A 24,802-nucleotide genomic window follows, 5' to 3' on the forward strand; every position below is an offset into this window, starting at 1 on the left:
TGTGCGCGCGAACGAGTCGGTTCACAGACGTTCCGAAAGCACTAATCGGGCAGGCAGCCAGGGTTCGGGTATGAGCGACGACGACACCGAGGAGACCGAAGAGCCCGCCGTCGAACTCGGCGAGGGACCGGACGTCGAGGGGGCCCCGCTCTCGCGGGTGACCGCACGGCTCACGTGGGGTATCGAGCACAGCACCGTCGTCGACCGGGAGGGTGACACCACCATCCGGACGCCGGACGGGCCACAGGAACTGGCCACGGTCCTGGACGAGGTCGACGAGACGTACTTCCCGGACCGACACGAGTTCGAGGCCGCAGTGCGCGAGGCCGTCGGCACCGGTCCGGTCCCGACCGAGTAACTAGCGCATCGACTCCAAGGCGGTGACCGTATCGGAGATGAGCCACGCCTGGTCGTTCTCGGGTGATTCGATACTGAGGGCACAGAACGAGTCCGCCCCGTCGTCGACGGTAATGTGGTAGGCCTCGCTCTGTAGCTCGGCAGCAGGGGGTGTGTCTGGGGGCTGTGAGGGCACATTCTGTGCCCAACAGGTTCGGACGGTTAAACCAGTCGATTCGGTAGATAGCAGGTCTGAAACGTTGGATTAAAGGCAAAAACTCCGCGAGGGCGGTGGGGTCTGTGACCAGCGCCTCCGACTCGTTCTAGAAGTCAGAGAGCTGCGACTGCAGGCCCGCCACGAGTTCGGACTTGCGCCGGAGCGCGCCCATCGGCACGGGCAGCTGGTCCGCCACGGCGTTCAGCGTTTCACCGAACGTCTGCCCCACTCCTGGTTCCCCATCGAAAGCGTTGCGCACGCCCTCGCGGACCTGCCAGACGCCCACGGGCGCCCAGTAGTCGTCCGTTATCTCCCGGAGCACGAGACACTTTGCCTGCCGGCCCCGTTCCTGGAGGTGTTCCAGCACCCCCAGGCGGGCGGCGTAGTACGCCCCGGCGGTCTCCTCGACGTAGCTGGTCCGACCCTCGTATCCCTCGTGGGCGCTCGACATATAGTAGCCCGTGTCGGGGCGGGGGTTCCAGACGCTCCCCGGCGATTTCATCTCGACGAGTTCGAACTCCCAGCGGCCCGGCGAGAGGAGCACCCAGTAGCGGTTGCCCATGTACTCGTTGTACCAGAGTTCGGGCTTGTCGATGGTGTCGCTGTTCCGGAGTGTCCCTCGCAGATACTGGCCGACGGTGTCGTCAACCGCCGTAATCGACCACCGCGTCGGTACGAGCGACCGCTCGCTGGCCTGACCGAGCGCCCCCGCCGAGAGGATGGTGTTGATGTCGTAGACGTCGAAGCCCCGACGATAGAGATAGGTCATCGCGCCCTGGGCCTGCCAGTCGTCGTCCGAGAGGGTCTTCTCGACGGCCTTCGGGACGTGGGGATTCTCCGTCAGGTCGGCGCCCGTCGCCGTCGCCCGGGGGCCGGTCGGCGTCCCAACGTCGTCGAAGGAGAGATCCAGATCCGGTTTGCCGTCCAGCCCGACCTCGACCTCCACCGGGTGGTCGGCGATGGCGACCTCGCGCTGGACGCCGACAAAGCCCTCCCAGACGTCGTAGGCGTTGCCGGTCTGGCGGCCACGACGCCCGCCGGTCTGGACCGAATCGACGGGGGTCTGGCGCGTCGAGTTGAGCATCCCCGTCCGGCGCTGGAGCACGTCCTCGATGCCCAGCCCCTCGCTGTACCAGTCGCTGCTCGTGGCGTACCCCTCCGCGGCCGCGTCGCGGTCGACCGGGGAGAGCAATCCCGTCGAGACGTTCGGGTAGCCAGAGCGGCCGACGAAAATCTCGGGGGCGGTCGAGCCAAACAGCGCGTCGCCCTGCAGCGCCTCGTCGAACTGTTGCTCGACGTCCTCGAGGTGGTCCGTGATGGCGTAGGATTTCTCCTCGGCGAGGCGGCGCTTCTCGGCGGTCTCGTCGCGCTCGAACCCCTCGATGTACTCGTCGAGTCGCATTACCGCGGGTTGGCCCCTGTTCGACAAGAAGGTGTCCCTGCCTATCGTGGGTAACTATTAGGTACTTCCACTGAGTAACAACAGGTGATATTAATCATGGTAAACCTCACGAAGTGGTCGGGGCTCGTCGCGACCATCGCGAGCCTCGTCGTCATCGTCCTGCCCGCGTTCTTCCGAGTGACCCACCCACAGGCGCTGACGAGCCTGTTGCTGGGTGAGGTCGCCGCCATCGCGCTCGCCCACTCGGCGTACCGGGCTTCCTCGGGGAAGCAGGCGGCGCCGCTATCGATCGCCGTGGCCGTCGTCTCCGGGCTGATACTGTTGGTGTCGCCACTGCTGCTCTCGCCCTTCGACCCGTTCCTGACGATAATGCTCGGCACGAGTGTGCTCGTGCTGGCCGGCGGCGTGTTGGCTGGCGTCGACCGCATCCGCGGCGGCGCGGCGGGCCGACAGACCGGTGCCGAGCGTATCGCCGGGAACTGAGCTGGCCAGGCGACGTTGCCGACGAGACAGCCGGACCACAATCCCTTTGCCGCCTGCCCGGTCTCTCCCGGTAATGCCCGTTATCCAGTCGGACCCCGACGCGGCTCGTGAGCGACTCGCCGCGGCCGGCGTCACCGTCGCGGACGGTAACACCGACCACGAGCGCTGGCGCGCCGAGTACGGCGGCGCCACCGCGGTCGCCTACGACGACAAGGTGGTCGTTCAGGGGGGCGACACCGCGCGCCTGGAAGCGCTCTTGCGAGACGACGACGGCGGCCGCGTCCACGTCTACTTCGACGGGGCCTGCCGTGGCAACCCCGGCCCCTCGTCGGTCGGGTACGTGCTGGTCGACGACGGCGGCATCGTCACCGAGGGCGGCGAGACTATCGGGACGGCGACGAACAATCAGGCCGAGTACGCCGCCCTCGTGAAAGCCCTCGAAGTGGCCAGCGACTACGGCTTCGACGATGTCCACATCCGCGGCGACTCCGAACTCATCGTCAAACAGGTCCGCGGCGAGTGGAACACCAACGACCCCGAGCTCCGCGAGCAGCGTGTGCGGGTTCGGGAACTACTCATGCAGTTCGACGACTGGCAGCTCGAACACGTTCCGCGGGAGATAAACGATCGCGCGGACCAACTGGCAAACGACGCATTAGACGATGCCTGACCTCCCAGCCGACATCCAGGACGAGGTGGAACGACTCACGCGACTGGCCCGCCAGGCCGTCGACGAGGGCGCCGCGGCCGCCTATCGCGACCAGCGGGCGGCACTGCTCGCGGACCACGACTACGAGGCTCGCATCCGCGAGGAGGACACCGGCGACGTGCTCGTCTGTTATCCTGCCGAGTGGGTCGACGACGGCGTCATCCAGCCCGAGATGGTCGAGGATACGGACCGCGGCGTCGAGATTCGCCTCTCGGGACCGGGCGACCCGGACGAGTGGGACGAGGTCGAGGAACGGAACCGCGACGTCGTCGAGGCGGTTCGGGACGACCACGGCGAGGTCCACGGTGCGACAGCGCGGGCGCTCGCGGATTTCATGGGGAACCACTACGCGAAGTCCATCGCCGAGGCCACTCCCGCGGAGCTGGCCGAGTTCCGCGAGGAGTACTTCCCGCGCAACGCCTGGCCGACCGACCGGCAGCGCGAGCTGCTGGATGACTCTGTCGAGCTAGCGGTCAAAAAAGCCGATTCGTCCCGTTAGGGACCGACTACGCCTGGCCGTCGACGAGGTCGTGGAGCTCGTCGGCGCGGTCGCCGCCGGTGACGAACTTCGAGAACTCCCAGCCGAGCTGGTCCAGCACCGCTTCCTTTCCGTCCTCCGTCAGGGAGTACTGGTTCGTTCGCTTGTCGAGTTCGCTCTTCTCGACCAGCCCCATCTCGACGAGGTCGTCGAGGTTGGGGTAGAGTCGGCCGTGGTTGACCTCGTCGCTGTAGTAGGACTCGAGTTCTCGCTTGATAGCGAGCCCATACCGGGGCTCCTCGGCGAGGATGACGAGGATGTTCTGCTGGAACGCGGTCAGGTCTTTTGCAACGCCCGGACTGCTCTCTACGGCTTGTGCCTCTGACATGGTAAGCCAAATGTCATCAAGCTATTTAACACTTGTTAACTCCCGCGTATGTTCCGGTAGTATCAGCCGATGGTGGCCGATATATAGGAAGTTAATAATTGTCACGAACTCGGTCAATCGTCTCCTCGGCCGCCCTCTAGCGCGAGATTACCGACCAGCAGTAGGAGATACCTACTGTAACGTGACTATCTATCGTCGTGTCCGTGACCAGCCGACAAGTAGTTTATGCCCGCGGGGTGACGGTTCCATTACGAAAATCCTTTTTAATACCCCGACGCACACGCGGACGATGACGAATCTCTGGGAAGACCTCGAAACCGGACCGAACCCACCGGAAGAGATCTACGCCGTCGTGGAGTGTCTCAAAGGTGAGCGAAACAAGTACGAGTACGACAAGGATATCCCCGGCGTCGTGCTGGACCGGGTGCTGCACTCGAACGTCCACTATCCCTCCGACTACGGCTTCATCCCACAGTCGTACTACGACGACGAGGACCCCTTCGACGTGCTCGTCCTCGTCGAGGACCAGACGTTCCCCGGCTGTGTCGTCGAGGCTCGCCCGGTCGCCCTGATGAAGATGGACGACGACGGCGAGCAAGACGACAAGGTCATCGCCGTCCCCACCGAGGACCCCCGCTACGACCACATCGAGGACCTCGAGGACATCCCTCAGCAGACCATCGACGAGATTGACGAGTTCTTCTCGACGTACAAGAACCTCGAGGAGGGCAAGGAAGTCGAGACGCTGGGCTGGGAGGACAAGCAGGCCGCGATGGACGCCATCGAACACGCACAGGACCTCTACGACGAACACTTCAACTAGACGCCACCGCGCAACGCTGTGCGGTCGGCCGCTCGAACACGCCGGCCACTGGCGCCGTGCCGGTCCGCTTCTCTCGGCCGACTATTTTCGCCAGTAATACCGGTAGCAGTTGCCGATTATGTATGAGCATGGGTAATCTTTTCACCGAACGGTCCTATGGTACCGTTGCACATGGCGACCGACCAATCCGCACCGTCGACGGAGGAGCTGGGCCTCGAACCCGACGAGGAGCCACCCGCGCCGCCGAGAATCGCACATCTCACAGTCGTGCCGACGAACGCGGACCGGTCGTCCTGACAGCGTGGCGGCGATAGCGAGGGAGCGAAGTCGTCCGAGAGAGCTCCGCTCTCTCGTGATGCTGCAAGACCGAAGGTCTTGCACAGATCGCGAATCTCCGATTCGCTCACTCCCGAAAATCGGAGATTTTCGGACGACTCCCTCGGACCGTTCGCGCGGCACCGCCGCGCGAAGAAGCCGCCACGTTATACGGTTGCGGGCCGTCAGCCCGCAACCCACGGGCCTCCTGCGCCCGATACCCCTGTCCGGTTGCCGCTTTCCGTGACGCGATTGCGAAAAGAAGCTTCTTGTCCCCGACCTGTCTAACGGCTCCCATGGGACTATTCGACCGTCTGAAAGGTGACGACGCGCCGCGTGTCGCCTTCTTCGGCATCGACGGGGTGCCGTACAGCCTCATCGACGAGCATCCGGACGTGTTTCCGAACCTCACCGAGCTCAAGGAGTCGGGCGCTGCCGGCCCCATCGACAGCATCGTGCCCCCCGAATCGAGCGCCTGCTGGCCGGCGCTGACGACCGGCGTCAACCCCGGCGAAACCGGTGTCTACGGCTTCCAGGACCGCGAGGTCGGGTCGTACGATACGTACGTCCCCATGGGTCGGGACGTCCAGGCCACCCGACTGTGGGACCGAATCACCGACGAGGGCCGTGACGCCACCGTGCTGAACGTCCCCGTCACCTTCCCCCCACAGCGCAACGTCCAGCGGATGGTCTCGGGCTTTCTCTCGCCCGGCGTCGACAAGGCCGCCTACCCCGACGACCTGCGTGACCACCTTCAGGACACCAACTACCGCATCGACGTCAACGCGAAACTGGGCCACGACGACGACAAGACGGAGTTCGTCGAGGACGCCCACAAGACGCTCGAACGCCGCTACGAGGCCTTCTCACACTACGTCGAGCAGGACGACTGGGACCTCTTTTTCGGCGTCTTCATGACCACCGACCGGGTCAACCACTTCCTGTTCAAGGACTACGAGCAGGACGGCGAGTACCAGGAGGAGTTCTTCGACTTCTATCGCCAGGTCGACGAGTATCTGGGCAAGCTGCGCGACCAGCTCGACGACGACGTGACGATGGTCGTCGCCTCTGACCACGGCTTCACCACCCTCGACTACGAGGTTCACTTCAACGAGTGGCTCGCCGAGGAAGGATGGCTGGACTTTGCCGAGGACGACCACTCCGAACTCGGCGACATCAGCGAGGACACCGAGGCGTACTCGCTCATCCCGGGTCGGTTCTACATCAACCTCGAGGGCCGCGAGCCAAACGGCGGCGTCAGCGAGGACGACTACGAGGACGTCCGCGCGGACCTCAAGGAGAAACTCGAGAACCTGGAGGGTCCCAACGGCAACAAGGTCGCCGACCGCGTCGTCACCCGCGAGGACGCCTTCCGCGGCGACCACTCCGATATCGCCCCCGACCTCGTCGTCATCCCGAACCACGGCTTCGACCTCAAAGCCGGCTTCAAGGGCAGCGACGACGTCTTCGGCGTGGGCCCGCGCAACGGGATGCACTCGTTCGACAACGCCACGCTGTTGGTCGACGACGCGGACGCCCGCATTAACGACGCCGACCTCTACGACATCGCGCCCACCATCCTGGACCTGATGGACCACGACTACGACCGGACCGAGTTCGACGGTAGCAGTCTGGTATAGTACCTTTTTCCGCCTCGGGTTTCCTCGCGCGCTCTTAGAGCGCGCTGTGGGAACAGCGTGGCGGCTGCGCCGCCACGTCATCCGGTTGCGGGCCGCCGGCCCGCAACCCGCTCGGCGCAAAAATCTACGCTAAAAAGGCCGGAATCTCGGCCTGGGGCCTCGATTCCGGTGAAACCGCTCGCCGATGGCGAGCGGTATGCTTCGGCGGACTGCCTGCCCTTCCCCGTCGGCGCGGCACGGAGGCCGCGCCCGGCCATTCGTGCGGTTATCGCAAGCATCCGCGCGAGCGTAACGAGCGCGGTTCACCGAAAGCGCGCCAGCGGGGCGCTTTCGGCATTTTTTAGCGTAGATTTTTGCAAGGAGGGTGCCCGCAGGGCCGAAGGCCCGAGGACACCCTCCGCAGTAAAAAGGTACTACATCAGCGAGTCGAGGTCGTCGCTGGAGTACTCTTCGGGGTCGGTGTCGTTGCCCTGGGACTTCGCTGCCTGTTTGGCCTTCTCCATGTACTCGTTGACGCGGTCGGAGCGCTCGATGCCCGAGAGGACGACCAGCGCGGCGATCTTCTCCGAGCCGAGCGGGAAGTCCCCGCCCCGGACTTCCATGCTGCCGGTCTCGTCTTCGACCCAGCGGCGGGCGCGTTCGACGCCCTTCCGGGAGAGGCGTTCGGGGTCGCCCGCGATGACCAGCAGCGCGGATTCGGCGTCGGTGGCGTTGGGGAGACTCATACTGGACAGCATAGCGTTTCGGGTGACGCTGGTGATGGTGTTGACGTTCTCCGCGGCGTCCTCGCTGGCCTCGGCGGCGGCGTAGCCGACGGCTGAGATGCCGCCGCTGCGGAGGGTGTTGATTATCTCCGAGGAGTCGACGACACTCTCGCCGACGCCTTCGACGGCCTCGCCGGCGGCCAGCAGCAGGCCGATGCGCTGGGCGATGGCGTCGTTGATGCGTTTGTACCCTTCGGCGACGCTGTCGCCGGAGCCGCGCCAGGCGTCGTTGTCGACGAGGATGACGGAGTCTGACTCCCGGATGGCGGTCTTCAGCGAGCGGCCGGCGTTGGCCTGGTAGAGCCCGCCCTCGTCGTCCCCGGGGAGGATACCGAGGGTGTAGACGGGCATCTCGTAGATACGTTTGAGTTCGCGGACCAGCATCGGCGCGCCGCCCGAACCGGTGCCACCGCCCAGCCCGGCGACCACCACGACGGCTTCGGCCTCGGTGGTGATGCGCCCGTCCATGTTGTCCAGCACCTCCGTCGCCGACTCCTGCATTATCTGGGCGCCGAGTTCGTTGTCGCCGCCGACGCCGTGACCTTTGACGCGGTCCTGGCCGATGAGAGTGGTGTCGAGTTCGAGGTTCTGCAGGTCGGCTCTGGCGGAGTTGACCGCGAGGGCGCCACGGACGGCGTTGAAGCCCATGTTGTAGTCGAACTCCGCGAGGGCCTGTGTGACCTTCCCCCCGGCTTGACCGACACCTATCAGGACGACTTTCATACGGAACCTCTAAGTCGCGGAACTAATCAACGTTGCGGCAATTCGACCGCTGTACTACTGTTACAGGCGCTGTGTCCGTGGCGCTGGCGGGCACAGCGACCGCCCCTTCCTCACTCGATGGTGAGCGTGTAGATGCGCTTGCGGGCGTCCGAGAAGGAAAAGCGGGAGCCGACGACGTCGACGTCTTCCAGCCGGGTCAGGGCGTACCGGACGGTTCGGGGCGGCAGTAGCGTCTCCTCGGCGAGCTGGCTCTGGGTCAGGCTGTCGTTGTACTCCAGTACCTTCGCGACCAGCTTCGCGCTGGGGGGCAGGTCCGCGACGGCCTCCCACCCCACCTGTTCCTCCTCGGTCTCTGGCTGCTGGATGTCGGATGTACTCATATACAACACCGTATCGCATACAGGATAATAATATTTCTTGTTCTATCTCATGCACTGTGGGAATCTTCCGGCAATATCTCTGTGGCCGGGGGCCGAAAGCTTACAGTCGGAACCATCCCGATAGTTCGTGTGGACGAAATCGAGGCCAGGACGGTCGTCTACGCGCCCCCCGAGGAGCTGTACGACTTTCTCGTCGACTTCCCGGGCTATGCGCGCTACTCGGAGTATCTCGACCGGGTGCGACAGGACGGCGACGGCACGGTCGGCACGAGATACGCCCTCCAGTTCTCGTGGTGGAAGCTCTCCTACACCGCCCGCTCGGAGGTGACCGGTGTCGACCCGCCCGAGCGCATCGACTGGCGCATCGTCAAGGACATCGACGCACAGGGCTACTGGGAGATAACACCGACCGAGCCCCCCGACGGCGTCGACGTCGCCACGGAGGTCGTCCTCCACATCGAGTACGACGCCAGTTCGGCCTCTGCGAGTGCCGTCGACCTGCCGAAGCTCGTCTCTATGGGGTGGGTCATCGAGAAAGTCAAACCGCTCGTCCGCAAAGAAGCGACCCGCATCGTCAGACGGGTCGTCGACGATATCGAGGGCGAGCCCCGAGAGGCCGAGGTCGAGATTCGAACCGCCTGATTACTCGTCGGGCATCTCGTAGTCGCCGCCGTAGCGCATGAAGACGTAGGCCATCCCCAGCGTCGCGACCATCACGACGGAGGTGGCGACGCCGAGCATCTTCGCGCTGCCGGGCACGCCCAGCGGGCCCGTACTGGACCCGCCGCCGCCGGTGCTCTTTGTCGGGTAGTCCGTGCCGACGACGATGGAGCCTTTCATCCCCGATGCCTCGTGGGGGGAACAGTAGTAGTTGTAAATGCCGTCTTCTTCGAAGGTGTGCTCGTAGTTGACACCGGAACTCGACGTGGCGCTGCCCGAGTCGAGGGTGTCCCCGCCGTCCTGGACGACGTTGTGGCCGCCGCCCTCGCCCGTCCACTCGAACTGGACCGTAGCGCCGTTGTCGACGTGGATGGCGGCCGGGCCGAAGCCGAAGGCGCCGCCGTTGGCCTCCACGCCCACTTCGACCGTTGCGGTGTCCTGTCCGCGGGCGTCGGTGACGCTCCCCGAGAAGTTCCCGACCCCGTCGAGGTAGCCGCCAAAGTCCGGCGGTCCGGCTTCACCGCCGCCGCCCTCGGTGCCGGCTTCGGTACCGTTGGCGGTCGCGGTTCCGGCCGGCGTGCCGGTCGCTGTCCCGTTCTCGGTCGCATTCTCCTGGGCGGCGGCGGTACCGGAAGCGGCCGCGACGGCCGTCGCCCCCGTCGCCGTCCGCATAAAGGCCCGACGAGATACGTCCCTACTACCGTCTGTCATGGCTCGTCGTTAGGACTGGCCTGTCCTGAATATGTCGGTTTCCAGTCGGTCCTACCGACCGGTTCCCGGCCCCTTTTCAGCCGCGAACACGACAGTTCGCATGATGTCACAACAGACACCGACAGCCGATACTGTCCCGCGTGCCAGCGGTATGCCGATGCTCGGGCTCGGAACATGGCAGAACGACGACCCTCAGGAGTGTACCGACAGCGTCGAGACCGCTCTGGAGATGGGCTATCGCCACGTCGACACCGCACAGGCCTACGGGAACGAGGACGCCGTGGGCGACGGGTTGGCCGCCGCCGACGTGGACCGCGAGGACATCTTCCTCGCGACGAAGGTCTGGAACGCGAACCTCGCGGCCGAGGATGTCCACGCGACGACCGAAGAGAGCCTCGACGACCTCGGGGTCGACGCCGTCGACCTGCTGTACGTCCACTGGCCGGCCGGGGCCTACGACGCCGAGGCGACCCTCGGTGCCTTCGACGAGCTCTACGACCAGGGGAAGATACACAACGTCGGCGTCTCGAACTTCGAACCCCACCACGTAGAGGAGGCCATGGAGATTCTCGACGCCCCGCTCTTTGCCAACCAGGTCGAGATACACCCGTTCCTCCAGCAGGAGGAGCTCCGAGCGCACGCCGAGGAACACGACTACGAACTCGTCGCCTACTCGCCACTGGCCCGCGGCGACGTCTTCGAGAGCGACGTGTTGACCGACATCGGGGACAGCCACGACGCCAGTGCCGCCCAGGTCAGCCTCGCGTGGCTCAACGACAAGGGAGTCACCGCCATCCCGAAAGCGACCGGGCGCGACCACATCGCGGACAACTGGCGGAGTCTGGACCTCGAACTCAGCGAGGCGGAGATCGCCCGCATCGACGATATCGACCGCGAGGACCGGAAGGTCGACCCGGACTTTGGCCCCGACGCCTGGGACTGAGCGACGGCCACCGCGCCCCACCGCCGTCGGTGTGATAGTATTCTCCGCCACGGCCTGAAAGCTTTACCACGGGGAGGGGTAAACTGGGATGTATGTCAGTCGGGAACGACGGGGTGCTCGCCGGCCTCCGAATCGACCTCCGGCGGTTACACGAGACGTGGATGGAGCTGGTCTACCCTCGCCAGCGGGGCGCGGGCGACACAGTGTTGGGGACGTGGCAGCCGGACACCCAGCTCGGCATGATACTGTACCGGGCCTGGTCGGCGCTGGGGGTCCCGGTCATCGCCTTCGTCTACCCGCTGGTCCTGCTGGGTGCGTTCGTCCGGTTCCAGACTCGCCGCATCGGCCGCACCGCGGCCAGCCTGGGCCTGCTCGGCGTCGTCGTACTCTCGCTGGTGGTCTGGGGCGCGCTCGCGGCACTCGCTCGGTTCCAGCTCGACCTCATCGCCGGTGGCTTCCTGGCCATCGCGCTCGCCGGCGGGGTGGCGACCGTCTCGGCCGCGCTGGCCGTCGGGACGAAGTCGGCCGGCGGTCGGGCCACGACGGTCCTGCTCGCCTATCCCTTTGCCATGACCGCTATCTTCCTCCCGCCGGTCGTGGCCGCGCTGTTCTCGAAGACGCTCGCCGCCGTCGTCCTCCCCAACAGCACCGCCCTGGCCCGGTGGCTGCTCGCCAACGCGCTCGCACCCATCGGCCTCGCCGAGACGTTCTCCCGGACGTTCGAACTGGAGGGTGTGGGCTATGTCATCATGTGGCTGGCCATCTCCTTCCCCATCGGCTGGGTGCTGGGCTCGCTGGTCACCCTGGCCGACCTCGTCAGACCTACCGAGTAAAGTAACGGCTTTGGGTCTGGGCTCCTAACTCGCGGCTGCTATGGAACTAGACGCGCTGAAGACGGCTGTCGCCTTCCTCGTCCTGTTCGGTGTCCTCGCTGTCGGGACGCTGATGAGTCCGATGACGACCAGTACCGTGATGATGGTTCTGGGCGGGCTGCTCGTGTTCGGCGTCGTGACACTGCTGCTGGGCGTCAAACACGGCGAGTACCGCGCCTCACACTGATCGGGATTATCGTAGTGACGGGCCGGTGTACGACGACCGCTGTTCGGCGCTACCCGGCCACGCGCTACGATGTTCCCTATACGACGTCGCTCGGGCGAACAACTGCTTTTTCCGGTGACTCAGACTCGCTCGTAGCCACCGCCAGGTCACTGGCAGCGTCCTCGCCAAAGCGGACCGTCGCGCCCGCCCGAAGCGGCGCGAGCAGCCCCGCGACGACGGCACCCGCCGAGGTGACCGGCGCCCGGAACGCCACGGTCGTCTCCGCGTCGACGTCGTACTCCTCGACGACGCGCTCGCTCGCCGCGAGCACCTCCTCGTGGCTGTAGGTCCCGTTGTCGTCCCGCAGCGCAGGGTCGTCGGGGGCGCGCTCGCCCGGCGGCTGCAGGGGGTTCTCGCTCCACAGTTCCCGCTCGAAGCCGGCGACGGTGGGGTCCTCGCTCGGGCCGCCGTAGGCCAGCGCCTTCGTCCCCGGTGCCAGCTCGTAGCGGTCGAGCCACGCCGCCGGCGCCACGAGTGCGGTCGCGTCGACCTCGGTCCCCGGAGCGATGTCCGCCACCGCGCCATCGAGCGTCGCGGACAGCAGCGCGAGCAGCCCGTCGGGACAGTCCCGCAGGTAGCCCGGTTCGTCCCCGTCGGTGGGGTTCTTCGGCCCGACGACGACGGCGACGGCCATCCCCTCGCGGACCCCGTAGTGGCGCATCAGGTTCCCGCCCTTCCAGACGTTCGTACAGAAGTCCCGGTAGCTGTACGGCGCCGACCGCTCCGGCGTCGTAAACAGCACACCCTCGCGCTCGCGACCGGCCGCAACCAGCTCACTCAGCGTTTGCATAGCACTCCGTTCGCAGTGCCCGGACAAAAGAGAGCCGAAATTAGAGGGAGTTCTTCAGCTTCTCGAAGAACCCCTCGTCGACGTCGACCTCCTCGCCGCCGGCCTCGGCGAAGGCTTCCAGCGCCTCCTTCTGCTCGCTGTTGAGGCTGTCTGGCGTGACAACCTGCACCTGGACGTATAGGTCGCCGTTGCCGCGCCGGCGCAGTCGGGGCATCCCCTTGCCCTCTAACCTGAATACTTCGCCGCTCTGGGTGCCGCTGGGGACGTCCACCTCGACGTCGCCGTCCAGCGTCGGGACGGTGATGGTGTCGCCGAAGACCGCCTGCGGGAACGAGATGGCGTGGTTATAGGAGAGGTCGTCGCCGTCGCGCTCGAAGTCGGGATGGTTCCGCACGGACACCTGGATGAGGAGGTCGCCGTTGGGGCCGCCGTTCTCGCCGGGCGCGCCCTCCCGTTCCATCCGCAGGCTCTGGCCGTCCTCGATACCAGCCGGAATCTCCACTTCCAGCGTGGCCTCGTTGCGGACGGTGCCCTCGCCGCGACAGGTCGAGCAGGTCTCGTCGTAGAGGGTCCCCTCGCCCTCACAGCGCCGGCAGGTCGCGGTCTGCTGGACCCGGCCCATCGGCGTCTGCTGGACGCGCGTGGTCTGGCCCTGACCGTTACACTCCGGACAGGTCTCCGAGTCGGCACCGGGCGGATGGCCCTTCCCGTCGCAGTCCTCGCAGCTCTCGGGTCGCGTGACGGTTATCTGCTTTTCGGCGCCGTTGTAGGCCTCTTCCAGGTCGATTGTGAGACGGGTCTGGAGGTCCTGTCCCTGTCGACGGCGGGAGCCGCCGCGGCCGCCGCGACCGCCGCCACCGAAGAACTGGTCGAAGATGTCCTGCATGTCGAAGCCGCCGGCGCCACCGACGCCACCGGCGCCGCCCATGCCGCCACCGCCGCCGGCGCCGCCGCGCTTCTCGGCCTGCTCGAAGCGGTCGTGGCCCATCTGGTCGTACATCTGCCGTTTCTCTTCGTCGGTGAGGACCTCCTTTGCCTTCTTCGCTTTCTTGAACTTCTCCTCGGCGTTCGGGTCGTCGCTGACGTCCGGGTGGTACTCCCTGGCCTTCTGCCGGTAGGCCTCCTGTATCTCGTCTTCAGAGGCGTCCCGGGAGACCCCCAGTATCTCGTAGAAATCCTGGCTCATTCGTTGTGTGAGTGGTACTGGATTGAGATACTTGAAAAGAACGGGTCTCCTACGGGCCGCGACACCCGCCGCCGCTGTCGCCCGCCTGCGCCCGCTCCACGGTCCGGGACCGGGGGGCTTATTTTTCCCCCGGGAGACAGTCCGCCCAATGAGTGTGAGGTCGGACGCCCGCGCCGCCGTGCCCGTCGAGCGCATCGCCGTCTGGGGAGTCGCGGTGCTGGCCGTCGCCGCGTTCGCCGGACTGGTCGTCGGGCCGGGCGCCGACTTCCGGACCGCGGCCCCGTCGGCCGACTTCGAGGGGAGCTACAACAACACCACGGGGACTGTCACGGTCACCCACGCCGGCGGCGACGACCTGACAGGCGAGTCCGTCGTCGTGGTCGTCACCGACGCCGACGGCGACACGACGACGCGGCTGCTGTGGGCCAACGAGTCGACCCTCCCCGTGACTGAGGGCGATAGCTTCGCCGTCGACGACCCGCTCGCCGACACCGACGGTGACGGGAACTACCTCGACGGCGACGGCTCCGTGGGCTTCTACCTGGAACCCGGCGACACCGTCGCGGTCGTCTGGACCGGGCGCCTGACTGGCGCGCCGGAGACCCGGACGGCGACGCTGGAGACGATTACTGTCGGGAACGAGACTGGCTGAACGGTCGGTAAAAGGTAAGCCGCAGTAGCGTTTTCGCCGAGCGGAACATCCCCGCGCCGGTCCTCGTCGCCGTCGTCTTCTTCGAGAACCCGCTCCGTTCGTCTTCCGAGCCGACGAAAGCGACCCGACTCGTCGTGTTACTCCTCGTCTTCCTGAGAAAGCTCCCGTCGGTCGCTTTCGTCCACTTCGAGAAGTTCGCTCCGCTCACTTCTCGAAACACCGATAGACTCACTGCGTTCGTCTATCGAGCCGACGAGGAAGACGACTCGTCGTGTTACTCCTCGTCGTCTTCCTCGTCTACGTCCTCGAAGTCGGCGTCGACGTACTCCTCGCCCTGACCGGCCGCGCCGCCAGCGCCACCGGGCCCAGCGCCGCCGGGGCCGGCCGCACCGCCTGCTGCGCCAGCACCCGCGCCAGCGGCGCCCGCTGCGCCACCGGCGGCCTGCTGGGCCTGCCCTTCGTACATCTGCTTGCCGATCTCCTGGAGCGCCTCACTCAGGTCCTCGGTGACTTGCTCGTACTCCTCGCGGCCGGCGTCCTCGTCTTCGAGGGTCGCCTCGACGTCCTCGACCTTGGCTTCGATGTCCTCGATGATGTCCGCGTCGAGGTCCTCCTCGTTCTCCTCGATGAGGGTCTCGGCGCGGCGGACGGCGGCCTCGGCCTCGTTTCGGGCCTCGATTTCCTTGCGGCGTTCCTCGTCCTCTTCGGCGTGTTCCTCGGCCTCCTCCTGCATCTGTTCGATCTGCTCGTCGGAGAGGCCGGCGCCGCCCTCGATGGTGATGTCTTCCTTGTTCCCCGAGCCCTTGTCCTCGGCCTCGACGTTGACGATGCCGTTCTCGTCGATGTTGAAGGAGACTTCAATCTGCGGGGTGCCCGCGGGGGCCGGCGGGATGCCGGAGAGCGCGAAGGCACCGAGCAGCTCGTTCTCCTCGGCGATCTCACGCTCGCCCTGGAAGACGCGAATCTGGACCTGCGTCTGGTTGGCCTGTGCGGTCGTGAAGATCTTGGACTCCTCGGTCGGAATCGTCGTGTTCTTCTCGATGAGTCGCTCGAAGAGGCCGCCCTTGACCTCGACACCCAGCGAGAGTGGCGTCACGTCGAGCAGGACGATGTCGTCGACGTCGCCCGAGAGGACACCGCCCTGGATGGCCGCGCCCAGCCCGACCGCCTCGTCGGGGTTGACGTTCTTCTTGGGCGCCTGGCCGGTCATCTCTTCGACCCTGTCCTGGACCTGGGGCATCCGCGTCGACCCGCCGACGAGGATGACCTCGTCGATGTCGCCCTTGTCGTAGCCGGCGTCTTCGAGGGCCTGCTCCGTCGGGCCGACGGTCCGGTCGATGAGGTCCTCGGTCAGGCTCTCGAACTTCGCGCGGGTTATCTTCTGTTCGAGGTCCAGCGGCCCGTCGTCCGTCGTCGCGATAAAGGGCAGGTTGATGCGGGTCTCCTTTCGCGAGGAGAGTTCGACCTTGGCTTCCTCGGCGGCCTCGGTCAGCCGCTGGAGGGCCTGGCGGTCCTCGCGGAGGTCGACGCCGTGCTCGTCCTCGAACTCGTCGGCCAGATAGTCGATGATGGCGTGGTCCCAGTCGTCGCCACCGAGGTCGTTGTCCCCGTTGGTCGCGACGACCTCGTAGACGCCCCCGCCCAGGTCGAGAATGGAGACGTCGAAGGTGCCCCCACCCAGGTCGTAGACGAGGACGGTCTGGTCGGACTCGTCGTCGAGCCCGTAGGCCATCGCGGCCGCGGTGGGCTCGTTGACGATGCGCTCGACCTCGAAGCCGGCGATTTCGCCGGCGTCCTTGGTCGCCTGGCGCTGTCGGTCGTTGAAATAGGCCGGGACCGTGATGACGGCCTTCTCGATCTCGTCGCCGAGATACTCCTCGGCGTCGTGTTTGATCTTCTGGAGTATCATCGCCGAGACCTGCTCTGGCGTGTACTCCTCGCCGTCGAGCGTCACCGAGTAGTCGTCCTCGCCCATGTGACGCTTGATGGACTGAATCGTCTGCTCGGGGTTCTTTACCGCCTGATTCTTCGCTGGCTTGCCGACGAGACGCTCCCCGTCGTCGAACGCGACGACGGAGGGTGTCGTCCGCTCGCCTTCCGCGTTGACGATGATTTCGGGGTCGCCACCTTCCATGACCGCGAACGCGCTGTTCGTGGTCCCGAGGTCGATACCCAGAATCTTGTTGCTCGCCATCTTACCATGTCGTACCGGGTTCGGCCGGTTAAAAGTTGCTAGATGCGACGACAGCTAAACCACGAGCAGTGGCCGCCTGCTGTCGGTTTTCACGTTACTACGGCGCTCTAACCGGAGCGTATATTACGTACCGCAATCCGACCGCTCCCGTCCCCCTATTCCTCTTTGCTGACGGTGACCTGTGCCTCGCGCAGGACCTTCTCGGCCATCTCGTAGCCCGGCCGGTGGACATCCGCGATGGCCCCCGGTTCCTCCTCGCTCTCGACGTTTGCCAGCACCTGGTGGACCGACGGGTCGACGTCCTCGCCGGGGTCGGGGTCGATTACGTCGACGTTCTCGGCGTCGAGCACGTCGTCGAGCTGGCGCAGCGTCGACTCGACGCCGCCCCTGATGTCAGTGTCCTCGTCCTGCTCCAGCGCCCGTTCGAGGTTGTCCCGCACGTCCAGAATCCGGCTCACGAGGTCCTCCGTGGCCCGCTGTTGCTCCTCTTCGCGGCGCTTTTTCATCCGTTTCTTGTAGTTCTGGAACTCCGCCTGCTTGCGCTTGAGCTTCTCCTCCAGCTCCTCGGCCTCGCTCTCTAGCTCCTCGACCTCTGATTCCAAGCTCTCGTTCTGGCTTCGCAACGCCGCGAGTTCGCGAGCGATTTCCTCCGGGTCGGACTCGGCGACCCGCTCGACGAGGTCCTCGTCGGTCTCGCCGGCGACGTCCTCGAGGTCTATCTCGCCGGTGTCGACGCCCTCGGGCGCGTCCTCGATGTCGACCTCACCGTCGACGTCGGCATCCCCGTCGTCGGATGTCGTCGCCTCCTCGGCTGCGTCCTGCTCACTCATACCCGAAGGGAGTGGTCACGCGAATAAAAGGATTCAGAAACGCGGTGCCCGCCAAGGACATATATATCTGCCACGTCTCGGTGAAAATATATGCAACTGGGACCGTCGTCGGAGAGGCGGATCGCAACCACCAGACGGCGCGGACGAGCCCCATGAGCCGAGACGCGATATACGTCGAACGACTGGTCAGTGGGCCGCTGGACGCGGTGTGGGAGCGGACCCAGGAGCCCGACGAACACGAGCGGTGGGACCTCCGGTTCTCGGAGATCGACTACCTCCCGCGAGCCGAGGGCGAGCCACAGCGGTTCACGTACGCGACCCACGTCGGCTTCGGCCTCGGCGTCGAGGGGACCGGCGAGTCGGTCGCGACCAACGAGGACGGCGAGGAGACGACCTCGGTGCTCTCTTTCCGGAGCGACCAGCGCCGCTCGCTCATCAGCGAGGGGCGGGGGTTCTGGCGGTACGTGGAGACCGACGACGGCCTCCGGTTTCTCACCGAGTACAACTACGAGACCCGCTGGGGCCCGGTCGGGGCGCTCGTCGACCGGCTCGCCTTTCGCCCGCTGCTCGGCTGGGCGACCGCGCTCAGCTTCGACGTGCTGGCCCGCTGGGTCGAGGACGGCACACCGCCGGCGACAAGCTTCCGGAGCTTCTTCGCCCACGCCGTCGCCAGGGTCGGCCTGGCGCTCATCTGGGTGTATCAGGGGCTCGTCCCGAAGCTGCTCGTCGGCCACCCGGCCGAACTGGCCCCGTTCCGTCGCGCCGGCCTCGGCGGCGTCGCCGGCGAGGCGGTCGTCGCGCTCGGAGTCGCCGAACTGGCCGTCGGCGTCGCCCTGCTGGGCTGGTGGCGCTCCTCGTGGCTGGCCTACCTGGCGGGGCTGGCCCCCGTCGTGCTGACCGCTGGCGCCGTCGTGACCGACCCGGGGGTCGCGCTCGGACCCTACAACCCAGTCGTGACGACCGTCGGGATGGCCGCGCTGGGCCTCGTCGCCGGGCGACTGGCCGGAACGGTTCCCACGGCAGCGAACTGCCTGCGGACGGCCCCCGACGGATGAACAGCGTCTACGAGCGCGCGCTGGGGCCGGCGTACGACGAGCTCCACCCGGCCATCGCCGAGCGGTACGCACTGACCAGCGCGGACCGCACGCGCTGTGTCGGTCGGGGCCGGATGTACTCGGTCCGTCACAACCCGCTCGCGCTCCCGGTGCTGTGGGCCGGCACCCGACGGAACCTCCTCTTTCCCGAACAGGGGGCGCAGGTCCCGTTCGAGGTCCGAACGACACCGTTCGACGACGACGGCGTCGAGACGGTCGCGTACGTCAGGCAGTTCGACGTGGGACGCGAGCGGCGGTTCGACGCCTACATGCGGTACGACGAGGCCCGTGACTGTGTGGTGGACGCGCTGGGTACCCACCGGAACCCGGTGACGGAGCTTCAGTTCTCGGTCACCGAGGGCGACGCGCTCCGGATCGGGACCGGCGCGCAGTGGCTCCGCCTCGGCGACCGGCAGGTGCCGGTACCGCGGCCGCTCCGGGCCGACGTGACCGTCGTCGAGCGCTACGACGACGAGCGGGATCGCTTCGAGATCAGCGTCGCGGTGGCCAACCCCGTTCTCGGTCCGGTGTTCGCCTACGACGGCTGGTTCACCGTCGATTTCGAGTCCGTTTCCGCCCTGCCCGAGACCGACGCCCCGGCGGACCGGGACCGGGGCTGATGTCGGCCCCTGGCCGGACAGCGACCGTCGACTCGACGCGGGACTGGCTCCCGGCGCTCGCGGACGTGAGCGCCGGTCTCGGAGCCGTCGGCTGGCTGTGGCTCGTCGCGGTCGGCGAACTGGGTGCCAGTCGGGCGCTGCCTGCACTGGCGATACTCGTCGTGGCCCCGCTGGTGGTGCGCCTGGCCGACACCCCGGGCCGGGACGGTCGCCGCTCGCGGTGGTACGCGCTCGCGGTCCTGGGCCAGCCGCTGGCGGCTATCCCGGCGGTCGGCTCGCTGACACTGACGGCCGGGCCGACGGCGGCGGCCGCCGCCGTCCCCTGGGCGCTCGCGACCCTCGCCGTCGCCGGCTTCGGGCTGTGGCGGTCGCTGGACCGTGGCCCGTGGCCCCTCGCGGAGCTGGCGATCGACGCGGGGCTGGCGTACGTCGCCGTCGGCGGCGTCGTGTTGCTGCTGGACCGGGGTGGCGTCCTCGCGAGCCGATCGGTCACTGTCGCGCTCACCGTCGGCGGGATGCAGTCCGTCGGCCCGGCCCTCTCGATATTCGCGGGTCTGGCCGGGCGGTCCCGGTCGGCTGGACGGCTCGGGACCGTCGTTCGCGTGGCGACGCCCGTGGTGGTGGCCGGGCCGGCCGGCGTCGTCGCCCTGGCGCTTGGCTCGCCGCCCGTGGGGGTCGAACGGCCGCTCCTCGACGCCGGCACGACGACGGTCGCGACCGTCTCGCTGGCCGTCGCCGGCTTCGCCGTGGCGGCTACGGCCGGGTGGCGACTCGCCGTCCCGGACTCACCGGCCCGACCGCCGGGCATCAACTTCAGTCGGCTGCGGGCCGGGTGGCGGGTTGGTCCGGACTTCCTCGACCGGCGCGGTCTGACGCGGGAGACGCCAGTCGCCGGGATGGTCGACTCGATCGAGGCCTACGCCCACGCGGGATTCGACCCCGCTGCCGTCGCCCCGTCGGTCCGCCGGTTCTACGAGCGAACCGGCGAGTACGCGCTCGCCGTCGATCCCGACTGGGCGCGGCCCTGGGGGTGGCTCGCTCGCCTGTACCGCCCCGTCGCGACGCGGACTGGACAGCTCTCTATCCCGCTGACGGCCGTCGCCGGCGACGCCGCGCTGACCGGGCGGGTGGTGGGCGTCGGTGGTACCGACCCGGCGACCGGCGACCACGCCTGGATCCGGTCCAACGCCGACCGCGTCACCGACGCCCGGCGGATGACGTACGTCGGTGTCTACGACCGGTACGTCGGCGCCGGCCGGTCGTTCCTGCGCGTGGCGTTCCCGCTCCCGGGCGCGAACCTGACCGGTATCCTCCGGCTGGAAAACGACGGCGACGGGCTGGTCCTGTCCTCGTTCCCGGCCCGGGGTAACGCTGACGACGCCGGGCTCTACCTCGTCGTTCTGGGGGTCGGCGTCCGCCTCCCGCTGAACGAGACACTCGTGGTCCGCCCGGACGGGGAGTCGGTCAGGGCGACACACCGCGTCGAGGCGCTCGGCGTCCGGCTGTTCACCCTCCGGTACGACATCACTCGCTGCACGTAGCGACCGCGAAACCGTTATCGACCGCCCCCCGCAAAGTCCGACCGTGCTGGAGTTGACGTTCGAGGAGGGGACTATTCGCCTCGCTGGAGACGTCCCCGCAGACCTGCCCGGCGTCGAGCACGACGAGCGCTCGAAATCGGCGCGCGCGCCGGCGTATCGGTACGCCGACCTGCTGGACGCGCTGGCCGGGCGCGGCGTCGACTACGACGACCGCGTCCTCGACACCGCGCCGGTCGGCCTCTCGACCACCTACGAACTCCGGGAGTACCAGCAGGCCGCGCTCGATAGCTGGCGCGACGCGGGCGACCGCGGCTGCCTGGAACTGCCCACGGGGAGTGGCAAGACGGTCATCGGCATCGCGGCGATGGTCGAACTCGGGACGCCGACGCTGGTCGTCGTCCCGACCATCGACCTACTGGAGCAGTGGCAACGCGAACTGGAGACGGAGTTCCAGCAGCCAATCGGCCGGCTGGGCGGGGGCGAGCAGCGCGTCGAGAGTGTCACCGTCGCGACCTACGACTCGGCGTATCTGCGGGCCGACGAACTGGGGGACCGCTTCGGCCTCGTCGTCTTCGACGAGGTCCACCACCTCGGTGGCGAGGGGTACCGCGACATCGCGCGCCTGCTCGCAGCGCCCGCTCGGCTCGGACTCACCGCGACGTTCGAGCGCCCCGACGGCGCCCACGAGGTCATCACGGACCTCGTCGGGCCACTGGTCCAGCGCGTCGACGTGGACGACCTGGCGGGCGAGCATCTGGCCGACTACGACATCAAGCGCATCGCGGTCGAACTGACCGACGACGAGCGCGAGCGCTACGAAGCACACCAGGGCACCTTCACGGACTACCTGAAGCAGTCGAACATCCAACTGCGCTCGGGCAGCGACTACCAGGAACTCGTGAAACGGTCGGGGACCGACCCGAAGGCTCGGGAGGCACTGCTCGCGAAACAGCGCGCCCGCGAGGTGATGATGAACGCCCAGCGGAAGGTCGAGCGGCTAGCGGACATCCTCGACCGTCATCGCGAGGACCGCATCATCGTCTTCACCGCCTACACCGACCTCGTCTATCGGCTCTCCGAACGATTCTTGCTCCCCGCTATCACCCACGAGACGGGGGCCAGCGAGCGCCGCGAGATTCTCGAACGCTTTCGGGATGGCACCTACTCCCGAGTCGTAACGGCGAACGTTCTAGATGAGGGCGTCGACGTGCCCGACGCCAACGTCGCCGTCGTGCTCTCTGGCAGCGGCTCCGAGCGGGAGTTCACCCAGCGGTTGGGCCGGATTCTCCGGCCGAAAGCCGACGGGTCGCGGGCGCTGCTGTACGAACTCGTCACCGAGGAGACGGCAGAGGAGCGGGTGGCCCGGCGGCGGCGGTAGGCTGGTGCGCGCTCGCCCTACTCGAACGACGACAGCCGCGCGTCCCGGGTGTCCCGCAGGTACCGCTCGATACGGTCCCGGTCCCACCCCAGCGGCGAGAGGACGCTCTCGGCCGCCCGGAGCAGCAGGTCGGTGTAGAAAGAGTCGTCGTACCCGTCGGCTTCGAACGGGAGTCGGACCCGCGCACGGCTCCGTTTGTCGTCGTCGACGACGACGTACCGAATCGACTGGCCCGGCGCCCGGTCGATGCCGTGGTCGGCGTAGCGCTCCAGCGCTGCAACGGTCTGTGTCCGCCCCTGATATTCGGACAGCGGCTTCGACACGCGCTTGCGAACCACCAGCTCCTCGGGGTCGACCGCGCCGCGGTGGAGCGTCGAGAGCTGCACCGAGAGCCGGTCGGCGACGGGTTCGGGCTCGCGGTGGTCGTCGAGGGTCTCGATCAGGTCGCGCTGGGCGTCGGCGACGAACGTCGGCGTCGAGCGCTGGCGACACTCGATACCCCGGAACTTGTACTCGTCCCGGCCGGCGACCTTGCCGAAGTACTTCGTCAGCGCGCCACGGCGCCCGTCGGCCGTCGGGACGAGGCAGACCCACGCGAAGTCGTCCTCGTGTTCGAGCGGGATTCCCTGCGCGTTGGATATCTCGTCGGTCAGCGTCGACAGCGGCTCGTGGTCGTCGCGAGCGGGCGTCACCCACAGGCTGTCGACGATACCGTGGAGCACCCGCCAGCCGCCGGTCTCCAGGGTGGCCTTGGCGTCGAGCATCACCTCGCGGGCGACGGCGTTGATGGCCTCGTGGACCTCGATGCGACCGAACTTGGCGTTCGAAAACCCCTGGTAGCCAAAACAGGTGACGAGAATCCACTTCAGCGCTGACGCCCGCGCGTCGAGCCGGGCCCGTTCGTCGGCGTCGTCGGTCGCGCGCATCCGTTCTTTGAGGTCGGCCCGGTCGTCGATGATGGGGCGGAGCACCGACGGGACGAAGCCCGGCTCCGGACAGACGCTGTAGTCCAGTGTCGGCACGTCGTCGGTGTCGTGACAGCCACACCGGACGGTCTCCGGGCTGAGGTTGTGGACACACATTATCGAGGGGTACAGCGACGCGAAATCTATCTCGACGACGTTCTCGTGAAGCCCGACACGGGGCTCGAAGGTGAACCCGCCCCGGTCGGCGTCGTGCAGCGTCCGCGCCGGCTTGAACGCCTCGCCCTCCCACGCCCGCCAGGGGACGAGTACGCCCCGGTCGAACGCTTCGCGTATCTGTATCGCGGTGAAGACGCTTCCGATAGAGGCCCACGCGGCCTCCTGCAGCGGTTTCCAGGACCGCTCCACGAGGTCCAGCAGGCCCGGCAGCCCGCCCTCGTCCCACAGGAAGCTGTTCGAGCGGTCGACGATGGCCCGGCCGGGCACGTCGTACCGGGCCGGCGAGTGGCCCACGCGGCCGTAGCTCTCGTACGTGCTGTCGCCGGCCAGCTGCCGGTAGCCGGGCCGGCGACCCAGCTGGAGGTCGACGCCACACGCCGTCGCTCGCTCGGCCAGCAGCGGGACCAGCGCCGCAGTGGAGAGTACGAGCACGTCCGGGTCGTGCTCCCGGAGCCGGGCGGCGACCGCTTCGAGGACGCCCGTCTCGTCGTCGGCGAGTCGGTCGCCCGCACACCTGAGTTCGGTCAGGTCGTCGTCGGCCACGGCCCGCTCGGGCAGGGCGAGTGCGAGCGTCCGGAGTTCTTCGGTCGGGACGGGCTGCGTGTCCCTCTCCAGGCAGTAGCGGAACTTCGGGGTCATATCGACGTTGAACAGTCGGAGCCGGCCGGGGGCCCATCGGCCTGGCTCGTGGACCGTGCGAATCTCGCGGGCCAGCGTGGCCACCTCCGACGGGCGGTCCACGTCGACCCGGAGCACCGCCGCTGGCCCGTCGGCCCGGAGCGACCGCCGGCGCTCGACGGTCGCAGTCCGGACGACCTTCGGGTCGTCGGCGAGCCGGTCGCGAAGCCACTCCCGGGGCCGTCGGTCGGCGGCGACGAACAGCGACGGGGTGTAGGATTCGTCGCGAGTGACGACGGCGTCGTGACCGTCGCGGGACCAGACACGCACTGCGTCGTCCGTGACGTCGACGGCGAAGACCACGCTACTGCGCCCCGTCTGTCCGACGCTCGTCCGCCACGGAATCGGGGGCTTCGTCCCCCGCCTCGACTGCCGCCCGGAGCCGCGCTATCTCGTCGGACTGCTCCCGGAGCCGCTCCTCGTGGGCCAGCAGCATCGAGACCAGCACCAGGGTGTCGCGGTCGAGGTGGTTGGCGTAACCGGCGGCGTCGGCGAAGGCTCGCGCGCCGTCGAACAGCCGGTCGAAGTCCGCCTGGTGGCGCCGCCGGAGCGCGCGGCGGTAGTCGTCGAACTCTCCCTCGTAGCCGTCGAGGAAGCCACGGTAGGTCGGATTGGTCCGGCCCATGC

28 protein-coding genes are annotated in these 24,802 nt (G+C 67.4%); 16 read left to right on the top strand and 12 right to left on the bottom strand.

Going from position 1 to position 24,802, the window contains the following annotated elements; translation table 11 throughout:
- The first annotated feature begins 70 nt into the window (after positions 1-70).
- Entirely contained in the window at positions 71-358 is a 288-nt protein-coding gene (locus tag EGD98_RS02325) for a DUF5789 family protein (protein ID WP_220586739.1), read from the top strand.
- Here EGD98_RS02325 and EGD98_RS02330 read toward each other — a convergent pair whose 3' ends face one another.
- Together EGD98_RS02330 and nreA are read right to left on the bottom strand one after the other, a co-directional pair.
- Positions 359-532 (bottom strand): hypothetical protein, encoded by a 174-nt coding sequence (locus tag EGD98_RS02330; RefSeq protein ID WP_220586740.1) that lies wholly within the window; start codon positions 530-532, stop codon positions 359-361.
- A gap of 127 nt (positions 533-659) precedes the next feature.
- Positions 660-1,955 (bottom strand): DNA repair protein NreA, encoded by a 1,296-nt coding sequence (gene nreA / locus EGD98_RS02335; RefSeq protein ID WP_220586741.1) that lies wholly within the window; start codon positions 1,953-1,955, stop codon positions 660-662.
- A 96-nt stretch (positions 1,956-2,051) separates the two neighbouring features.
- Between nreA and EGD98_RS02340 the strand changes: the two genes are divergently transcribed.
- The 3 genes from EGD98_RS02340 (at position 2,052) to EGD98_RS02350 (ending at position 3,646) form a co-directional block, all read left to right on the top strand.
- Positions 2,052-2,438 (top strand): hypothetical protein, encoded by a 387-nt coding sequence (locus tag EGD98_RS02340; RefSeq protein WP_220586742.1) that lies wholly within the window; start codon positions 2,052-2,054, stop codon positions 2,436-2,438.
- Between the two features lie 73 nt (positions 2,439-2,511).
- On the top strand, positions 2,512-3,108 hold the full coding sequence (rnhA, locus tag EGD98_RS02345; RefSeq protein WP_220586743.1) for a ribonuclease HI: 597 nt from the start codon (positions 2,512-2,514) through the stop codon (positions 3,106-3,108).
- A complete protein-coding gene (locus EGD98_RS02350) occupies positions 3,101-3,646 on the top strand; it encodes a DUF7108 family protein (protein ID WP_220586744.1) in 546 nt (181 codons plus the stop codon). The genes rnhA and EGD98_RS02350 overlap by 8 nt, the downstream gene beginning before the upstream one ends.
- A 7-nt stretch (positions 3,647-3,653) precedes the next feature.
- On the opposite strand, the gene EGD98_RS02355 is transcribed toward EGD98_RS02350, so the two are convergent.
- A complete protein-coding gene (locus tag EGD98_RS02355; protein WP_220586745.1) occupies positions 3,654-4,013 on the bottom strand; it encodes a PadR family transcriptional regulator in 360 nt (119 codons plus the stop codon).
- Between the two features lie 289 nt (positions 4,014-4,302).
- On the opposite strand from EGD98_RS02355, the gene EGD98_RS02360 reads away from it, so the two are divergent.
- The 3 genes from EGD98_RS02360 to EGD98_RS02365 all read left to right on the top strand — a co-directional run bounded on the left by EGD98_RS02360 (position 4,303) and on the right by EGD98_RS02365 (position 6,791).
- Positions 4,303-4,836 (top strand): inorganic diphosphatase, encoded by a 534-nt coding sequence (locus tag EGD98_RS02360; protein WP_220586746.1) that lies wholly within the window; start codon positions 4,303-4,305, stop codon positions 4,834-4,836.
- A 171-nt stretch (positions 4,837-5,007) separates the two neighbouring features.
- Positions 5,008-5,133 (top strand): hypothetical protein, encoded by a 126-nt coding sequence (locus EGD98_RS20975; RefSeq protein ID WP_268899136.1) that lies wholly within the window; start codon positions 5,008-5,010, stop codon positions 5,131-5,133.
- Positions 5,134-5,447: 314 nt separating this feature from the next.
- Complete coding sequence (locus EGD98_RS02365; RefSeq protein ID WP_220586747.1) at positions 5,448-6,791, top strand: alkaline phosphatase family protein; 1,344 nt, start codon at positions 5,448-5,450, stop codon at positions 6,789-6,791.
- A gap of 413 nt (positions 6,792-7,204) precedes the next feature.
- Here the strand turns inward: EGD98_RS02365 and EGD98_RS02370 are convergent, their stop codons facing one another.
- Positions 7,205-8,278 (bottom strand): tubulin/FtsZ family protein, encoded by a 1,074-nt coding sequence (locus EGD98_RS02370; protein WP_220586748.1) that lies wholly within the window; start codon positions 8,276-8,278, stop codon positions 7,205-7,207.
- A gap of 110 nt (positions 8,279-8,388) precedes the next feature.
- A complete protein-coding gene (locus tag EGD98_RS02375) occupies positions 8,389-8,658 on the bottom strand; it encodes a MarR family transcriptional regulator (RefSeq protein ID WP_220586749.1) in 270 nt (89 codons plus the stop codon).
- Between the two features lie 129 nt (positions 8,659-8,787).
- Here EGD98_RS02375 and EGD98_RS02380 point away from each other — a divergent pair, with 129 nt between their 5' ends.
- Entirely contained in the window at positions 8,788-9,300 is a 513-nt protein-coding gene (locus EGD98_RS02380; protein ID WP_220586750.1) for a type II toxin-antitoxin system RatA family toxin, read from the top strand.
- On the opposite strand, the gene EGD98_RS02385 is transcribed toward EGD98_RS02380, so the two are convergent.
- Positions 9,301-10,029, bottom strand: a complete 729-nt coding sequence (locus tag EGD98_RS02385) for a halocyanin domain-containing protein (RefSeq protein WP_220586751.1) — start codon at positions 10,027-10,029, stop codon at positions 9,301-9,303.
- A gap of 151 nt (positions 10,030-10,180) precedes the next feature.
- Here EGD98_RS02385 and EGD98_RS02390 point away from each other — a divergent pair, with 151 nt between their 5' ends.
- The 3 genes from EGD98_RS02390 to EGD98_RS02400 all read left to right on the top strand — a co-directional run bounded on the left by EGD98_RS02390 (position 10,181) and on the right by EGD98_RS02400 (position 12,031).
- The gene (locus EGD98_RS02390; RefSeq protein ID WP_220588019.1) at positions 10,181-10,972 is read left to right on the top strand and encodes an aldo/keto reductase; all 792 of its coding nucleotides are present in this window, start codon (positions 10,181-10,183) and stop codon (positions 10,970-10,972) included.
- Between the two features lie 92 nt (positions 10,973-11,064).
- The gene (locus tag EGD98_RS02395) at positions 11,065-11,805 is read left to right on the top strand and encodes a hypothetical protein (RefSeq protein ID WP_220586752.1); all 741 of its coding nucleotides are present in this window, start codon (positions 11,065-11,067) and stop codon (positions 11,803-11,805) included.
- A 40-nt stretch (positions 11,806-11,845) separates the two neighbouring features.
- Complete coding sequence (locus EGD98_RS02400; protein ID WP_220586753.1) at positions 11,846-12,031, top strand: DUF7333 family protein; 186 nt, start codon at positions 11,846-11,848, stop codon at positions 12,029-12,031.
- 76 nt (positions 12,032-12,107) lie between these two features.
- Here EGD98_RS02400 and EGD98_RS02405 read toward each other — a convergent pair whose 3' ends face one another.
- Both EGD98_RS02405 and dnaJ read right to left on the bottom strand, forming a co-directional pair.
- The gene (locus EGD98_RS02405) at positions 12,108-12,860 is read right to left on the bottom strand and encodes a hypothetical protein (RefSeq protein WP_220586754.1); all 753 of its coding nucleotides are present in this window, start codon (positions 12,858-12,860) and stop codon (positions 12,108-12,110) included.
- Between the two features lie 40 nt (positions 12,861-12,900).
- A complete protein-coding gene (gene dnaJ, locus EGD98_RS02410; protein WP_220586755.1) occupies positions 12,901-14,046 on the bottom strand; it encodes a molecular chaperone DnaJ in 1,146 nt (381 codons plus the stop codon).
- 148 nt (positions 14,047-14,194) lie between these two features.
- Here dnaJ and EGD98_RS02415 point away from each other — a divergent pair, with 148 nt between their 5' ends.
- Positions 14,195-14,698 carry a type IV pilin domain-containing protein gene (locus tag EGD98_RS02415; RefSeq protein ID WP_220586756.1) on the top strand — a complete coding sequence of 168 codons (504 nt, stop codon included), beginning with the start codon at positions 14,195-14,197 and terminating at the stop codon, positions 14,696-14,698.
- Between the two features lie 274 nt (positions 14,699-14,972).
- Here EGD98_RS02415 and dnaK read toward each other — a convergent pair whose 3' ends face one another.
- Both dnaK and EGD98_RS02425 read right to left on the bottom strand, forming a co-directional pair.
- A complete protein-coding gene (gene dnaK, locus EGD98_RS02420; protein WP_220586757.1) occupies positions 14,973-16,892 on the bottom strand; it encodes a molecular chaperone DnaK in 1,920 nt (639 codons plus the stop codon).
- Positions 16,893-17,047: 155 nt separating this feature from the next.
- Positions 17,048-17,722 (bottom strand): nucleotide exchange factor GrpE, encoded by a 675-nt coding sequence (locus EGD98_RS02425; RefSeq protein ID WP_220586758.1) that lies wholly within the window; start codon positions 17,720-17,722, stop codon positions 17,048-17,050.
- Positions 17,723-17,874: 152 nt separating this feature from the next.
- On the opposite strand from EGD98_RS02425, the gene EGD98_RS02430 reads away from it, so the two are divergent.
- From EGD98_RS02430 to EGD98_RS02445, 4 genes are read left to right on the top strand one after another with little or no spacing between them, the layout of a single operon-like run.
- Complete coding sequence (locus tag EGD98_RS02430; protein WP_220586759.1) at positions 17,875-18,777, top strand: DoxX-like family protein; 903 nt, start codon at positions 17,875-17,877, stop codon at positions 18,775-18,777.
- Complete coding sequence (locus EGD98_RS02435; RefSeq protein WP_220586760.1) at positions 18,774-19,436, top strand: DUF4166 domain-containing protein; 663 nt, start codon at positions 18,774-18,776, stop codon at positions 19,434-19,436. Before EGD98_RS02430 ends, EGD98_RS02435 begins: the two co-directional genes overlap by 4 nt.
- Entirely contained in the window at positions 19,436-20,977 is a 1,542-nt protein-coding gene (locus EGD98_RS02440; RefSeq protein ID WP_220586761.1) for a YndJ family transporter, read from the top strand. The genes EGD98_RS02435 and EGD98_RS02440 overlap by 1 nt, the downstream gene beginning before the upstream one ends.
- A 43-nt stretch (positions 20,978-21,020) precedes the next feature.
- Entirely contained in the window at positions 21,021-22,355 is a 1,335-nt protein-coding gene (locus tag EGD98_RS02445; protein ID WP_220586762.1) for a DEAD/DEAH box helicase, read from the top strand.
- 17 nt (positions 22,356-22,372) lie between these two features.
- Here the strand turns inward: EGD98_RS02445 and EGD98_RS02450 are convergent, their stop codons facing one another.
- Both EGD98_RS02450 and EGD98_RS02455 read right to left on the bottom strand, forming a co-directional pair.
- Complete coding sequence (locus EGD98_RS02450) at positions 22,373-24,478, bottom strand: type B DNA-directed DNA polymerase (protein ID WP_220586763.1); 2,106 nt, start codon at positions 24,476-24,478, stop codon at positions 22,373-22,375.
- 1 nt (position 24,479) lies between these two features.
- Positions 24,480-24,800, bottom strand: coding sequence for a DUF8156 family protein (locus EGD98_RS02455; protein ID WP_220586764.1), 321 nt, complete (start codon positions 24,798-24,800; stop codon positions 24,480-24,482).
- Between the last annotated feature and the right edge of the window lie 2 nt (positions 24,801-24,802).

It is taken from the genome of Haloarcula salinisoli (genome assembly GCF_019599405.1).
Lineage (GTDB): Archaea > Halobacteriota > Halobacteria > Halobacteriales > Haloarculaceae > Haloarcula > Haloarcula salinisoli.